Consider the following 14,217-nt stretch of genomic DNA (forward strand, 5'->3'; position numbering starts at 1 on the left):
TCGCGTTTGTAACTTCCCCTAACGTAAATGTTCCAGGCCTTTGCTGAGGTTTGAACTACAGTGCTTCACGCGCACTTTGCTGCGCTGACGAAGTACCCGCGAGCCCGCCCGCGATCCAACAATTAAACGGGCCGCACGGTGTAGAGCAGCAAGGAGCTGACGCAATACATTCCCCTGAACCTTTTCACGGATGAACTTCGTAATGCACTGCCTAGAACGCACTTTCGATATCCAGCCCCTGACCCAGGCGGATATGACCGTCCACATCAATGGTCAACCGGTGACGGCGGCCATTGGCGAAACCGTCCTGAGCGTTATCCAGTCGCTTGGCGTGCGCCAGGTCGCACGCAACGACCATGGCCAGATCAGCGGCGCCTACTGCGGCATGGGCGTGTGCCAGTGCTGTCTGGTGAAAATCAACGGCCGCCACAAGCGCCGTGCCTGCCAGACCGTGGTGCGCGACGGCATGCAGATCGAAACCCAGGTCAACCGCATCAACGAGCAGGAGGTCGTATGAGCCTGCAACCGGTGATCGTCGGCGGTGGTCCGGCGGGGATGGCGGCGGCCATCGAGCTGGTAAGTCATGGTGTGCGCTGCACCTTGCTCGAAGAGGCCTCGCGCCTTGGTGGGGTGGTCTATCGCGGGCCGTTGCGCGACGGCGTGCAACTGGATTATCTGGGGCCGCGCTATTCCGAAGCCCTGAACAAACTGCACGGTGATTTCCAGGAACAGTCCGGGTTGATCGACGTGCGCCTCAATCATCGCGTGGTCGGTGCCGAAGGCACCCGTGCACTGGTGGTGCTCGACGGCGACGAGCAATTGCACGAGATCGAATATCCGCAATTGCTGCTGGCCGCCGGTTGCCACGAACGCAGCGTGCCGTTCCCCGGCTGGACCCTGCCAGGGGTGATCATGCTCGGCGGTCTGCAACTGCAAATCAAAAGTGGTGTGGTCAAGCCGCAGGGGCCGGTGGTCATCGCCGGTACCGGGCCGTTGCTGCCACTGGTGGCAACGCAGCTGCACGCGTCCGGCGTCAAGGTCGCGGGCGTGTACGAAGCCTGCGCCTTCGGCAAGATCGCCCGCGAAAGCCTGGCGTTGCTGAACAAGCCGCAGCTGTTCCTCGATGGTTTGAGCATGCTCGCTTACCTGAAACTGCACGGCATCCCGATGAACTACGGCTGGGGCGTGGTCGAAGCGCACGGCGAAGGTGAACTGAAGAGCGTCACCGTGGCGCCGTACTCGGCCAGTTGGGAGCCTGATCTGACGCGCATCGAGCGCTTCGAAGCGCAGACCCTGGCGGTCGGTTACGGCTTCATCCCGCGCACCCAGCTCAGTCAGCAGATGGGCCTCGATCACGGTTTCAGCGACGACGGCTACCTGCGCGCCAATTCGAACAACTGGCAGCGAAGCAACGAGCCGCATGTGCACCTGGCCGGTGACATGGGCGGGATTCGCGGCGGTGAAGCGGCGATGCTTGCCGGCAAGATCGCCGCGACCTCGATCCTGCTGCAACGCGGGGTAATCGAAGAAGAACTGGCTCGGGTACGCCGCGATCGTTATCTGGGCAAACTCAAATCCATCGTGCGCTTCCGTGCGGCCGTCGACCGTTACACCGAACGTGGTGTCGGCCAGACCGCTTTGCCGGCCGCCGACACCGTGATCTGCCGCTGCGAACACGCCACCCGCGCGGATATCGATCTGGCACTGGAGCAGGGTGTGCAAGACATCGCCAGCCTGAAAATGCGCACCCGCGTCAGCATGGGCGATTGTCAGGGGCGGATGTGCGTCGGCTACTGCAGCGACCGTCTGCGCCAGGCCACCGGGCGCAAGGACGTTGGCTGGCTGCGCCCGCGCTTCCCGATTGATCCGATTCCTTTTTCCGCGTTCCAGTCCGTCGGCACGGAGGCCGCATCCCATGAGTAAGTTCTATGACGTGATCATCGCCGGCGGCGGCGTGATCGGGGCGTCCTGCGCCTATCAATTGTCCAAGCGCCAAGGCCTCAAGGTGGCGGTGATCGACGCCAAGCGCCCGGGCAACGCGACCCGCGCTTCGGCCGGAGGCTTGTGGGCCATCGGCGAGTCGGTAGGGCTGGGCTGCGGGGTGATTTTCTTCCGCATGATGTCGGCCAACCGCAAGCGCGAAACCCAGGGCGCGGCTGTGGCGGTGGACGCCAGCACGCCACACATCCTGCCGGAGTCGTTCTTCGATTTCGCCTTGCAGTCCAACGCGCTGTACCCGGCGTTGCACCGCGAGCTGAAGGACAAGCACGGGATGGATTTCAAGTTTGAAAAGACCGGGCTGAAGTTCGTCATTTATGACGACGAAGACCGGCTCTACGCCGAGCACATCGTCAGTTGCATTCCGCACCTCGCTGATCAGGTGCGCTGGCTCGATCAGGCCGCGCTGCGTGAAGCCGAACCGAGCGTCAGCCATGAGGCCCGTGGCGCGCTGGAATTTCTTTGCGATCATCAGGTCAGCCCGTTCCGTCTGGCCGATGCCTACATGGAAGGTGCGCGGCAGAATGGCGTCGACATCTTCGTCAACACCAACGTCACTGGCGTGTTGCACCACGGCAGCCGCGTGACGGGTGTGCAGACGGCCGAAGAGGGCGTGTTCCACTGCAAGACGCTGATCAACGCCGGCGGTGCCTGGGCGGCGGATTTGAGCGAGTGGGCCACCGGTGTGCGGATTCCGGTGAAACCGGTCAAGGGCCAGATCCTGCTGACCGAGCGCATGCCGAAAATCCTCAACGGCTGCCTGACTACCAGCGATTGCTATGTGGCGCAAAAGGACAACGGCGAAATCCTGATCGGCAGCACCACCGAAGACAAAGGTTTCGACGTCACCACCACCTACCCGGAAATCGCCGGGCTGGTGCAGGGCGCGGTGCGCTGCCTGCCGGAACTCAAGGACGTCAACCTCAAGCGCACCTGGGCCGGCTTGCGTCCGGGTTCGCCGGATGAACTGCCGATCCTCGGGCCGATGCGTGGGGTGGAGGGGTATCTGAATGCCTGCGGACACTTCCGCACCGGTATCCTGACCTCAGCGATCACCGGCGTGCTGCTGGACAAACTGGTCAATCAGGAAGCGCTGCCGCTGGATATCACACCGTTCCTGGCGGATCGGTTTGAGGTGGCGCCGGTCAAGCAAGAACGTGAATTGGAAATGGCCTAAGTCCATCCACAATTCCTGTAGGAGTGAGCCTGCTCGCGATGGCGGTGTATCAGTAACAGAGATGGCTACTGATAGATTGCAATCGCGAGCAGGCTCACTCCTACAATTGGAATTGTGGTGAATTCAGGCCTTGCGCGCTTCCTCTTCCAGTTGATCCGACTCGAACAATCGCGCCAGTTCCGCCCGGGCTTCCTGGGCGGTTTGCAAAACTTTGGCCGCGTCGTCGTAAACCGCGTGTTGGGCCTCCAGCACCTGTTCGTCGTGATGCTTGAAGCGCTTGATCCGCGCATCCGCCTGGGCCTGGGTCAGACCGAGGCCGACCAGGGTGCGGCGGCTCATTTCCAGACTGGAGTAATACGTCTCTCGAATCGGCTCGGCGCCGACATCGACCAGGCGGTGGACGTGCTGACGGTTACGTGCGCGGGCGATGATTTTCATGTGCGGATAGAGCTTGCGCACGATCTCGGCGGTCTTGATGTTGGTCTCCGGATCATCCGTGGCAATCACGAAATACTCCGCCTCGCCAACCTTGGCCGCATTAAGGATCTCCGGGCGCATCGGGTCGCCGTAGAACACCGGCACACCGCCAAAACTGCGCGACAGTTCGATGGTTTCCACCGAGGTGTCCAGCGCTACGAACTTGATGTTCTGCGCCCGCAGAATCCGCGCCACGATCTGGCCCATCCGGCCCATGCCGGCGATCACCACGCGCGGCGCCTCGGTGTCGATCTCGCGGAATTTCTCCGGCACCTCCACTGGCTGCACTTTCGGGCTGACCAATCGTGCACAGATCAACAGCAGCAACGGCGTCAACGCCATCGACAGGGTGATGGTCAGCACCAGCAGGTCATACAGGCGCGCTTCGAACAGGCCCTGATCGCGACCGATCTTGAACACCACAAAGGCAAATTCACCACCGGCGGCGAGCACGATACCCAGGCGAATCGCACTGACTTTCGTCAGCCCACCGGCCAGACGCCCGACCACAAACAGCAGCGGCAACTTCAAACCGATCAACAGCAGCGTCAGGCCCAGCACGGTGATTGGCGCGCTGAGCAGCAGGCTCAGGTTGGCGCCCATGCCGACGCTGATGAAAAACAGCCCGAGCAGCAAGCCCTTGAACGGCTCGATCTGCGCTTCCAGTTCATGGCGATATTCCGAATCCGCCAGCAGCAGGCCGGCGAGGAAAGCCCCGAGGGCCATCGACACGCCGACCAGATCCATCAGCCACGCCGTACCGATCACCACCAGCAAGGCGGTGGCGGTGGACACCTCTGGCAGACCGGTTTTCGCCACTACGCGAAACACCGGACGCAACAGATAACGCCCGCCGACCACCACCACGGCGATCCCGCCGAGCACCTGCAGACCGTGGTTCAGGCTTTCCGCGTTGCTACTGGCGTGGGCGCTGCCGGCGAGCATCGGCACCAGCGCGATCAGCGGGATCGCGGCGATGTCCTGAAACAGCAGAATCGCAAACGCCAGTCGCCCGTGGGGGCTGGTCAGTTCCTTGCGCTCGGCCAGGCTTTGCAGGCCGAATGCGGTGGACGACAGCGCCAGACCAAGACCGAGCACGATCGCACTGTTCAGCGGCTGACCGAACACATACAACGCCAGCACGCCGATCACCGCTGCGGTCAGCAGCACTTGCGCCAGACCGACGCCGAACACCGACTTGCGCATCACCCACAAGCGGCGCGGTGACAGCTCAAGGCCGATGATGAACAGCAGCAACACCACGCCCAGTTCGGAAATATGCGCAACGCTCTGCGGATTGCCAATCAGACCGAGCACCGACGGGCCGATGATCACCCCCGCCAACAGATAACCGAGCACCGCGCCCAGTTGCAGACGTTTGGCCAAGGGCACGGTGAGCACGGCTGCGAAGAGAAACACGACAGCGGCTTGTAACAGGTTGCCTTCATGGGGCATGGGTTGACTCCTGACAGCGGTACGGCGGGGGGTGACAAGGATAAAGGCTGCGCCGCTCGTCAATCCACCACAAAACCCTGTGGGAGCGGGCTTGCTCGCGAAAGCGCTGGTTCAGTCGATGTTGGTGGCGACCGGTACACCGCATTCGCGAGCAAGCCCGCTCCCACAAGGGCGATAGCATCAAATCTGTAATAATTTGCATCATTTGGTTACATTGATAGCCTTCGCGAATCAATCTTTTCGAGTCCGCCATGGCCATCAACTTCGACCTCAACGACCTGCAAGCCTTTCGCGCCGTGGTCGAGCAGGGCAGTTTCCGCAAGGCCGCCGACACCGTGCGCCTGTCACAACCGGCCCTGAGCCGGCGCATCGAAAAGCTCGAAGACGCCCTCGGCGTAAAGCTGTTTGAGCGCACCACGCGCAAAGTCAGCCTGACCCAGGCCGGGCGTGGTTTCATGCCCAGCGTCGAGCGCTTGCTGGACGATCTGGACGTGGCGCTGCTGGGTATCAGTGAAGTCGCATCGACCCGACTCGGTCATGTCACCGTGGCTTGCGTACCCTCGGCGGCGTACTACTTCATGCCGCGAGTGGTCGCCCGCTATCACCAGCAGTTTCCGCGGATCAAGGTCAAAGTCCTCGACTCCAGCGCTCACGATGTACTCAGCGCAGTGGTCAACGGCGAGGCGGATTTCGGTTTGAGTTTTCTGGGCACGCAGGATGCCAAAGTCGATTTCGAACCACTTGTGCAGGAGTGCTATGTCGTTGCTTGCCGGCGCGATCACCCGTTGGCCGAGCGCAGCAGCGTGACCTGGGACGAGTTCTATCAGCAGGATTACATCTCGCTGGACAAGACGTCCGGCAACCGTTTTCTGCTTGATCAGGCCTTGAGCCGTGTGGTGCCGCAGCGCCCGAGCATCTGCGAGACGCGGCATGTGACGACGATGATTGGTCTGGTGGAGGCGGGGCTGGGGGTGGCGGCGGTGCCGCTTATGGCGATGCCCGGGCCGGATCATCCGATCCTGACGCGGGTGCCGTTGACCGATCCGCAAGTGATGCGCAGTGTTGGCATCCTCAAGCGCCGGGGTCGCACGTTGACCCCGGCGGCATTGGAACTGGAGCGGCTGGTGGTGGAAATGAAAGTCCAGCCGCCAACGCTCAGCGCTTGACCGAATCCAGCCCGGTGGCCTGCACGTCAGCCTGGGCAGCAGGCGCGGCGAGGTAGTCGAGCAGGGCTTTGGCCTCTTTTGGATGCTGCGCGCCGACCGGGATGCCGGCGGCGAAGCGCGTCACCGACTGCACCGACTCGGGAATCTTGCCGACAAAACTCACCCCCGGCACCGGCAGCAATTCGCTGACCTGCTGGAAGCCCAGTTGATAATCGCCGGTGGCAACCACCGAGCCGACCGGGACTTTCGGGACCATTTTCGCTTTCGGTTTCAACTGATTTTCAACACCGAGTTTGTTGAACAACTCCTTCTCGATGTACACGCCGCTGGCGCTGTCGGAGTAGGCCACCGATTTTGCGTCGAGCAAGGTTTTCTTCAGGCTTTCAACACTGCTGATGTCCGGCTTCGGCGCGCCTTCACGCACCACCAGACCGATCCGTGAATCCGCCAGTTCGACCCGCGAGGCCGGGTCGACCTTGCCTTGTTTGATCAGGTCATCGAGGGCGTAGCCGACCATGATCACCACGTCGGCGTGCTCACCGCGAGCGAGGCGATTAGGGATCGCTTCCGGCGCCTTGCCCATCGACGGGCCGAGTTGGGTGTCGAGGGTGTTGCCGGTGGCGGCCGCGAATTTCGGGCCGAGAATTTTGTACGCGGCGGTGAAGCCGCCCGACGTCATCACGTTCAGCTGTTCAGCATGGGCCAGGGCGCTGAAAGCGAAGAGGGCGATGGCGCTGAGATTGATCAGTTTTTTCAAGGTGATTGCTCCTTATGCGGCAACCGGTTGCAAACGGCCGCCTGCGCGGCGATAGAGGTACAGCGTGGCGCACAACGCACACAGTGCGCCGACGCTCATCCAGTAACCTGGCGCGGCTTTGTCGCCGGTGTACTGGATCAGGAAGGTCGACATCGCCGGAGTGAAACCGCCAAAAATCGCGGTCGCCAGGCTGTAGGCGAGAGAGAAACCGGCCACCCGCACCTCCACCGGCATGATCTCGGTCAGCGCCGGAATCATCGCGCCGTTGTACATGCCGTAGATGAACGACAGCCACAGCAGCGACAGCAACATATGGCTGAAACTCGGCGCCTGCACCAGGTACGACAGCGCCGGATAAGTGGTGGCCAGCGCCAGCAGCGACATCGCGATCAGCACCGGACGTCGGCCGATACGGTCGGACAACATGCCGCCAATCGGCAGCCAGATAAAGTTCGACACGCCCACCAGCAAGGTCACCAGCAACGCATCGGAAGTGCTCAGGTGCAGCACGGTCTTGCCGAAGGTCGGCGCGTACACGGTGATCAGGTAGAACGCGGTGGTAGTCAGCGCGACCATCAACATGCCGCCCAGCACCACGCCCCAGTTCTGACCAAGCGTGCGAAACACTTCCTTCATGCTCGGACGGTGTTTGCGTGCGGCAAACTCTTCGGTTTCTGCCAGGTTACGGCGCAGGAAAAAGATGAAGGGCACGATCATGCAACCGACGAAAAACGGAATGCGCCAGCCCCAATCGGCAATCACGCTCGGCGCCATCCACGCGTTCAGCGCGTAGCCCAAGGCTGCCGCGACGATGATCGCCACTTGCTGACTGGCGGACTGCCAGGCAGTGAAGAAACCTTTGCGACCCGGTGTGGCGATTTCGGACAAGTACACCGAAACACCCCCCAATTCCGCACCGGCGGAGAAGCCCTGCAACAGCCGACCGATCAACACCAGCGCCGGCGCAAACAAGCCGATGGTTTCGTAGCCGGGCACCAGCACAATCAGAATCGTGCCGCTGGCCATGATCGACAGGGTGACGATCAACCCTTTGCGCCGACCGACATCATCGATGTACGCACCGAGCACGATCGCGCCCAGCGGACGCATCAGAAAGCCTGCGCCGAACACCGCGAACGTCATCATCAGTGAAGCGAACTCACTGCTCGCCGGGAAAAACACCGCCGCGATCTGCGTGGCGTAGAAACCGAACAGAAAGAAGTCGAACTGTTCGAGGAAGTTGCCCGAGGTGACCCGGAAAATGGCGCCGGCCCGCGAGCCGCCGTGTGGGATTGAGGCTGTCATAATAAAAAACTCCACCGCTTTTATGACGTGCGCGACGTGGAAGCGGCGCACGGTTGTTATTGCGGCGGATGGTCGCGCAGCTGTAACAGGATGTTAATTGCATTGTTGGCATGGATTGATGCGCAAAGCGGATCAATCCTGAAAACACCGTCTAACCTGTGGGATCGGGCTTGCTCGCGAAAGCGGTGGTTCAGGCGGAAAAGTGTTGAATGTGCCGGCCTCTTCGCGAGCAAGCCCGCTCACACAGGTTTCCGGATTGACTGCAAAACTTGCTCCCACCAACTGCTCTGTGGGAGCGGGCTTGCTCGCGAAAGCGGTGGTTCAGGCGGAAAAGTGTTGAATGTGCCGGCCCCTTCGCGAGCAAGCCCGCTCCCACAAGTTTCCGGATTGACTGCAAAACTTGCTCCCACCAACTGCTCTGTGGGAGCGAGCTTGCTCGCGAAGGCGTTGTGTCAGATAAAGCGAATGCTGGAAGTGCCGCCCGGTTAGTCTGTACTCCCATTCATGCTCGTTCCCGTGTCGGGCTCTGTGATCAGAAAGGGTGGCAGCGGGCAGTCGAGCAGATCCGCCACCGCACGAAACAACTCGGCTTCCGCCACAGTGATTACCCCGTCATGCATCACACAGCGGGTCATCGCATTGAGCAGGGCAGGCCGTTCTTCTGGCATCAAGTGGCGCAGGCGTTTGATTGCGGCTTCGAGCCCTTGCAGATCCTCAAGTTCGACCGGTAATTCCGAGGGTCGCTCGAATGGCAATCCCTCCCAGGCAAAGTGCAGCGCCTGCAACGCCACTTGCTGATTCTGCTGACCGGCGCGCGCCATCGCATTCAGCAGCACCAGCAGTTGTTCGGCGCACTGGAACAAGCCGAACTTGAACTGAACCGCTGGCGCGCCCTCGACATTGCGTTCGACTATGCGTAGCAGTGTCCACTCCAGCAGCTCGGTTTCGTTATCGGCGTCAATCAGCAGGTTCATGTTCTGCTTCATCGTCGCGAAAGGTTTCTTGCCAAGGCGCTTAAGGCTGGGAATCAGCAGATCCAGCAACGGCAGGCGCAGGCCCGGATTGAGTAGTGACAAATGCTCGCGCATGGCATTGAGGATGTTGAACAGCGTGCGGTCGAGGCTCGACTCCAGCAGAGATAATTGCAGCGCCCGCAGCGAGTCGGAGCGCGACAACAACAGGCCGTATACCAACGCTTGCGCGCTGTCGGTGCTGCGTGCCGCAAGTTTGAGCTTTTGTGGAATTTTCTCCAGCACCCGGCGCGCTTCGATCAGATGTTCGGCGCGTGGCGCACCGATAGCGGCCACGGATGCCTGCACGGCGTTCATGTCGTACACCACGGACATCGCTGTGTCCGGCACGCCGCTGAAGGCATCCGGGACCGGCAGCACGGCTCTGGCCACCATTGAGTCCTGCGGCGGCGCGGCAATTTTCACGAACGTGCCATCCCAACTGGCATCGATGCGACGAATACGCTCGCTCAGATCCGGATGACTGGACATCAAGTCAAAGCTTGAAGTGCCCGAACCGAAATACAGATGGCTGAACTCGGCGGCGCGCGCCGCGTTGATCTTCGCGCCCAACGCGTAGCCGCCGATCTTCTTCAATGCACCGGCAATGCTTTGTGGGTCGCGGGTGTACTGCACCGCTGTTGCATCGGCGAGGAACTCGCGCTGCCGGCTGACCGCCGCCTTGATGAGATTGCCGAATACGGTTCCGCCATACCCGACGATGCACAGCACGGTGCCAAACATCACGGTGAGGATGGCCGGTTGAGTGCGATTGACTGGGGAGCGACGCACGTCATCCATGCCGCGCAAAATGAAGCTGCCAGTCAGGCCGATCACCAGGATGCCGTGGACGACGGCGACCAGGCGAGTGTTCAAACGCATGTCACCGTTGTAGATGTGACTGAACTCGTGGGCGATTACGCCTTGCAGTTCATCACGCGACAGCAGGGTGATCGCTCCCTGCGTCACACCGATGACCGCGTCTTGCGCGGTAAAACCTGCGGCGAATGCGTTGATGCCCAAATCCGGTAGCAGGTACACCGAAGGCACGACGGTGCCCGACGCCAGGGCCATTTCCTCGACCACATTGACCAGGCGCTGCTCTTCCAGAGTTTGCGCGCTGTGATTGATCAGACGTCCGCCCAGCCGACGTGCGACCACTTTGCCGCCGGCCGATAATTCGCCGTATTTGACCAGGCCGCCGACCAGCACAATGCTTGTCACCACCACCGAAACGGCGGTGAACATTTCCCAGCTCAACTCAAGGTCCATGACCGTATTGCCGTCGCCGTCGGAAACCGGCAGCGTCATCAGCAAGCACGACATGAGGATCAGACTGAGTACAGCGAGGCCCATCAAAATAACGAGCAGCACCGAGCGGCGCTTGGCCTGGCGCTGTTGCTGGAAGAAATTCATCGTAAAGTCCGGAAGATGTCGGGTGCGCCTGTCGTATCGTGTTCAGGGGGGCTGGCGGTTACTGCGCGGACGACGCAGTAAGCTGGCCGTCCCATTGTGGATCGATACGCCGGATACGTACGCTCAGATCGGGATGGGTAGCAAACATGCGACTCAGCGTGGTCGAGACGCCTGTGCTGAAGTACAAATGACTGTACTCACCGGCCCGGGCAGCGCTGATTGACGAACCTTGAGCGCCGATTTTTTTCAGGGCGCTGACGAGTGCCTGAGGGTTGCGAGTGAATTGCACCGCACTGGCATCGGCCAGGAACTCGCGCTGGCGGCTCACGCCGGCCTTGACCAGATTGCCAAAAAAATTGCCGATGCAACCGGCCAGACACAGCAAAAAGCCAGCGAATAACGCCAGCAGCATCAAGCGCACGTCGCGCTTTCCACCCTTGAGCAGGCTTGCCATCAACAGACCGCCGGAAAGCCCTAGCACCAGAAGGCCGTGTACCACTGCCACGAGTTGCGTGTTCAGGCGCATATCGCCATTGAAAATGTGGCTGAACTCATGGGCGATCACCCCTTGCAGCTCTTCGCGAGTCAGTTGGGTGACTGCGCCCTGGGTTACGCCGATGACCGCGTCCTCAGGTGTAAACCCCGCGGCGAAGGCGTTGATACTTTGATCCGGTAACAGGTACACCGCTGGCATTACGCTGCCAGAGGCGATAGCCATTTCCTCGACAACGTTCATCAGCCGTTTTTCGCCCGGCGTCATCGCAAATCCGTTGAGCCAACGCCCGCCAAGCTTCTCGGCCACCACTTTGCCGCCCGCCCGTAACTCCCGGTATTTCAGGAGGCCGCCGATCACCACGATGCCGCCGACGATTGTTGCGATAACGCCCAGCGCCATAAAGGCATCCAGCAGACTTCCGGTTCCGCTCAGATAATCCTCAAAACCACTGAAGACGAAAGGCAGGCTCGTCAGACCGATCAACATGACAATGGACAGGATCATCATGTTGATCAGGCGCGCGGTCTGGTTTTTCGCCTGGCGTTGTTGTTCGAAAAAGTTCATCGGGCCTTCCGTGGGCAAGGGGGGTTAGAAAGAAACTTTGGGAGCTGTCTTGATCGCCAGAGTGTCGGCAAATTTGAGCGGTGCCGCATCATCGCGATGGCCGAAGCTGGGGGCTAGCAACACTGTCGGAAAACTCTGCTTGAGGGTGTTGTAGGTCATCACCGCATCGTTGTAAGCCTGGCGGGCAAAACTCACTCTGTTTTCAGTACTGCTCAATTCTTCACTCAACTGCAGCATGTTTTGCGAGGCCTTGAGATCGGGATAAGCCTCCAGCGTGACATTCAGACGATCCACGGCAGTATTGAGCGCGCTGTCGGCCTGACCCAGATGTTCGATGTTTTGCGCGTTACCCGGTTGTGCCTGCGCGGCCTCAAGTACGGCCACCGCGGCATTGCGTGCCGCGATCACGGCTTCAAGGGTTTCGCGCTCGTGGGCCAGAGCGCCCTTGGCAATGGCAACCAGATTGGGGATCAGGTCGTAGCGACGCTTGAGCTGGACTTCGACTTGCGCGAAGGCATTCTTGATTTCGTTGCGGCGTGCGACCAGCGAGTTGAATGCGTGCACCGCGTAGAGGGCGCAAAGACCGAGCAAAACCAGATTGACGACAAGATAGGTGTTCACAGTGATGTCCTTATTCACTCGGCAGGATTTTGCGCGGCATATTAGCGCAAAAGCATGCAGTTGAGCCCGGATCCTGTGGGAGTGAGCCTTCTCGCGAAGGCGGCCTGCCTGCCAACGACAATGCCCGGGCATCCCAGACAAAAAACAAGGAATGATTGCGTGACGCCGCGGTCGGAGTTCAGGTATCACACACCTGAAGGAGGTTCACCGATGAACAGCAAAACCCTAGTCGCCAGCCTGGCCCTGGTTGCCGGCATTGCCGGGATCAGTCCACTTGTTCAAGCGGCGCAAACCTCAAGCGAACCCACTGTCCAGTCGCCGACCAGCGACCGCGAGTTGAAGGTCAACGATCGCGCTCCAGACATTTATCAGCGCAGCGACAAAGCGTTGAAGAACTGGAAACAGAAAGGCTTGAAAGCCCCGGTCGATCAGGCGCAGTGGGTGCAGATCAATGACAAGTACGTGATGGTCATGATCACCAACGGCACCATTGTCGAGATGCAGCCTGTCGAGCGTTAAGTCCCCCGACTCAAAAGCCCTGCGCATGCACTCGTGCAGGGCTTCCCACCTCAAAATGCTGCTGTGTCTGACCTCCTGCATCGCCGGATCCACAATCCGCGGAGTAATAGCGTTGCTCTGCGCCATCAGCTTGCCAATCACCGGCAATTCTGGGAAAACGGCCGTCAGTTAAGCGATTGAGTGAATGTCATGACTGATGAACTGCAGGTAATCGATCTTCAGGTGGGCGAGGGCAAGGCTGCCGTCAAAGGCGCGCTGATTACTACCCAATACACTGGCTGGCTGGAAGACGGCAGCGAGTTCGATTCTTCCCACAGCCGTGGCAAACCTTTCCAGTGCGTGATTGGCACGGGCCGGGTGATCAAGGGCTGGGATCAAGGGCTAATGGGCATGCAAGTGGGCGGTAAGCGAAAGCTGCTGGTGCCGGCGCATCTGGGCTATGGCGAGCGGACGATGGGCAAGATTCCGCCGCATTCGAATCTGGTGTTCGAGATTGAGTTATTGGAGGTTTTGACGCGGGAAGATTGAGGCGGATGCAGTAATGACCGCCTCTCGTAAGCCTGAGAATCCGAGCGGCCTTCACGCCCAGTGCAGTGGTGGTGTCTGGGGGAAGCAGATGTCTACTTCCAGTTTCGCTGCGGCCGATAGATTGACCAGCGCATCGAGAGAAAATTTGTCGATTTTCCCGTTGAGCACGTCATTGAGGCGTGGCTGAGTAATTCCCAAACGCTTGGCGGCTTCCTTCTGAGGAAGCTCCCAGGCACGAACCGTTTCGCAAAGCGTGCGCATAAGTTTGGCCCGCAGGCGCATGTTGGCCGCGTCCTGCGGCGTATCTTCCAGTGCGTCCCAGATGCTTGAGAAATGCTGGGAAGGGTGTTGATGATCCTTCATGGCTTAACCTATTTCCTGGTATCTGGCGCGTGCCAGTTCGATGTCTCGCGTTTCAGTTTTGCGAGTGGTCTTTTGCATGGCGTGCAGCACATAAATCGCGTCAGGCCGATTGACCACGTAAAACACTCGAAACGCTCCTGAGTCTTCGGTGATTCTGATTTCATTGACACCCCGTCCTACGGTTTTCATGGGGCGCCAATCAAAAGGCTCGTCGCCCTGTTGCAACAGATCCAATTGAAATCCCGCAGCTCTGCGAGCATCCAAAGGAAAAGCTCTCAGATCCTTGAGTGCACTTGCGACAAACACCACATCCTTGTGTCTTGGCATCGACTTCTCCTTTGTTGAAAGGAGAAGCGTAATGGCTC

General features: G+C 60.1%; 14 protein-coding genes. 6 read left to right on the forward strand and 8 right to left on the reverse strand.

The window, feature by feature from the left end; genetic code table 11:
• Window positions 1-202: 202 nt before the first annotated feature.
• Genes hcnA through hcnC form a run of 3 tightly spaced genes read left to right on the forward strand, consistent with a single transcriptional unit; the run spans window position 203 to window position 3,175 of the window.
• Entirely contained in the window at window positions 203-517 is a 315-nt protein-coding gene (gene hcnA, locus ACS4NR_RS05315; protein WP_027613237.1) for a cyanide-forming glycine dehydrogenase subunit HcnA, read from the forward strand.
• The gene (gene hcnB / locus ACS4NR_RS05320) at window positions 514-1,923 is read left to right on the forward strand and encodes a cyanide-forming glycine dehydrogenase subunit HcnB (protein WP_456019293.1); all 1,410 of its coding nucleotides are present in this window, start codon (window positions 514-516) and stop codon (window positions 1,921-1,923) included. The genes hcnA and hcnB overlap by 4 nt, the downstream gene beginning before the upstream one ends.
• Entirely contained in the window at window positions 1,916-3,175 is a 1,260-nt protein-coding gene (gene hcnC / locus ACS4NR_RS05325) for a cyanide-forming glycine dehydrogenase subunit HcnC (RefSeq protein ID WP_115987393.1), read from the forward strand. Before hcnB ends, hcnC begins: the two co-directional genes overlap by 8 nt.
• A gap of 123 nt (window positions 3,176-3,298) precedes the next feature.
• Here the strand turns inward: hcnC and ACS4NR_RS05330 are convergent, their stop codons facing one another.
• Window positions 3,299-5,107: a monovalent cation:proton antiporter-2 (CPA2) family protein gene (locus ACS4NR_RS05330; protein ID WP_456019294.1), complete on the reverse strand. Its 1,809-nt coding sequence runs from the start codon at window positions 5,105-5,107 to the stop codon at window positions 3,299-3,301.
• A 251-nt stretch (window positions 5,108-5,358) separates the two neighbouring features.
• Here ACS4NR_RS05330 and ACS4NR_RS05335 point away from each other — a divergent pair, with 251 nt between their 5' ends.
• The gene (locus ACS4NR_RS05335) at window positions 5,359-6,273 is read left to right on the forward strand and encodes a LysR family transcriptional regulator (RefSeq protein ID WP_115987396.1); all 915 of its coding nucleotides are present in this window, start codon (window positions 5,359-5,361) and stop codon (window positions 6,271-6,273) included.
• Here the strand turns inward: ACS4NR_RS05335 and ACS4NR_RS05340 are convergent.
• From ACS4NR_RS05340 to ACS4NR_RS05360, 5 genes are all read right to left on the reverse strand, one after another.
• Window positions 6,263-7,030: a substrate-binding domain-containing protein gene (locus ACS4NR_RS05340; RefSeq protein ID WP_456019295.1), complete on the reverse strand. Its 768-nt coding sequence runs from the start codon at window positions 7,028-7,030 to the stop codon at window positions 6,263-6,265. The two genes, ACS4NR_RS05335 and ACS4NR_RS05340, sit on opposite strands and share 11 nt — an antisense overlap.
• A gap of 12 nt (window positions 7,031-7,042) precedes the next feature.
• Complete coding sequence (gene tcuC, locus ACS4NR_RS05345; RefSeq protein ID WP_456019296.1) at window positions 7,043-8,335, reverse strand: tricarballylate/proton symporter TcuC; 1,293 nt, start codon at window positions 8,333-8,335, stop codon at window positions 7,043-7,045.
• A 485-nt stretch (window positions 8,336-8,820) separates the two neighbouring features.
• Window positions 8,821-10,761: a M48 family metallopeptidase gene (locus ACS4NR_RS05350; protein WP_456019297.1), complete on the reverse strand. Its 1,941-nt coding sequence runs from the start codon at window positions 10,759-10,761 to the stop codon at window positions 8,821-8,823.
• Window positions 10,762-10,819: 58 nt separating this feature from the next.
• Entirely contained in the window at window positions 10,820-11,821 is a 1,002-nt protein-coding gene (locus ACS4NR_RS05355; RefSeq protein ID WP_095139685.1) for a M48 family metalloprotease, read from the reverse strand.
• A 24-nt stretch (window positions 11,822-11,845) separates the two neighbouring features.
• A complete protein-coding gene (locus tag ACS4NR_RS05360; RefSeq protein ID WP_456020356.1) occupies window positions 11,846-12,448 on the reverse strand; it encodes a LemA family protein in 603 nt (200 codons plus the stop codon).
• Between the two features lie 204 nt (window positions 12,449-12,652).
• Between ACS4NR_RS05360 and ACS4NR_RS05365 the strand changes: the two genes are divergently transcribed.
• Window positions 12,653-12,961 carry an RcnB family protein gene (locus ACS4NR_RS05365; RefSeq protein ID WP_443536226.1) on the forward strand — a complete coding sequence of 103 codons (309 nt, stop codon included), beginning with the start codon at window positions 12,653-12,655 and terminating at the stop codon, window positions 12,959-12,961.
• 189 nt (window positions 12,962-13,150) lie between these two features.
• Window positions 13,151-13,489, forward strand: coding sequence for an FKBP-type peptidyl-prolyl cis-trans isomerase (locus tag ACS4NR_RS05370; protein ID WP_108591595.1), 339 nt, complete (start codon window positions 13,151-13,153; stop codon window positions 13,487-13,489).
• Window positions 13,490-13,540: 51 nt separating this feature from the next.
• Here ACS4NR_RS05370 and ACS4NR_RS05375 read toward each other — a convergent pair whose 3' ends face one another.
• Both ACS4NR_RS05375 and ACS4NR_RS05380 read right to left on the reverse strand, forming a co-directional pair.
• The gene (locus ACS4NR_RS05375) at window positions 13,541-13,852 is read right to left on the reverse strand and encodes a helix-turn-helix domain-containing protein (RefSeq protein WP_443536223.1); all 312 of its coding nucleotides are present in this window, start codon (window positions 13,850-13,852) and stop codon (window positions 13,541-13,543) included.
• A 3-nt stretch (window positions 13,853-13,855) separates the two neighbouring features.
• Window positions 13,856-14,179 carry a type II toxin-antitoxin system RelE/ParE family toxin gene (locus ACS4NR_RS05380; RefSeq protein ID WP_027613227.1) on the reverse strand — a complete coding sequence of 108 codons (324 nt, stop codon included), beginning with the start codon at window positions 14,177-14,179 and terminating at the stop codon, window positions 13,856-13,858.
• Window positions 14,180-14,217: the final 38 nt, after the last annotated feature.

The organism is Pseudomonas sp. JQ36 (assembly GCF_053851495.1).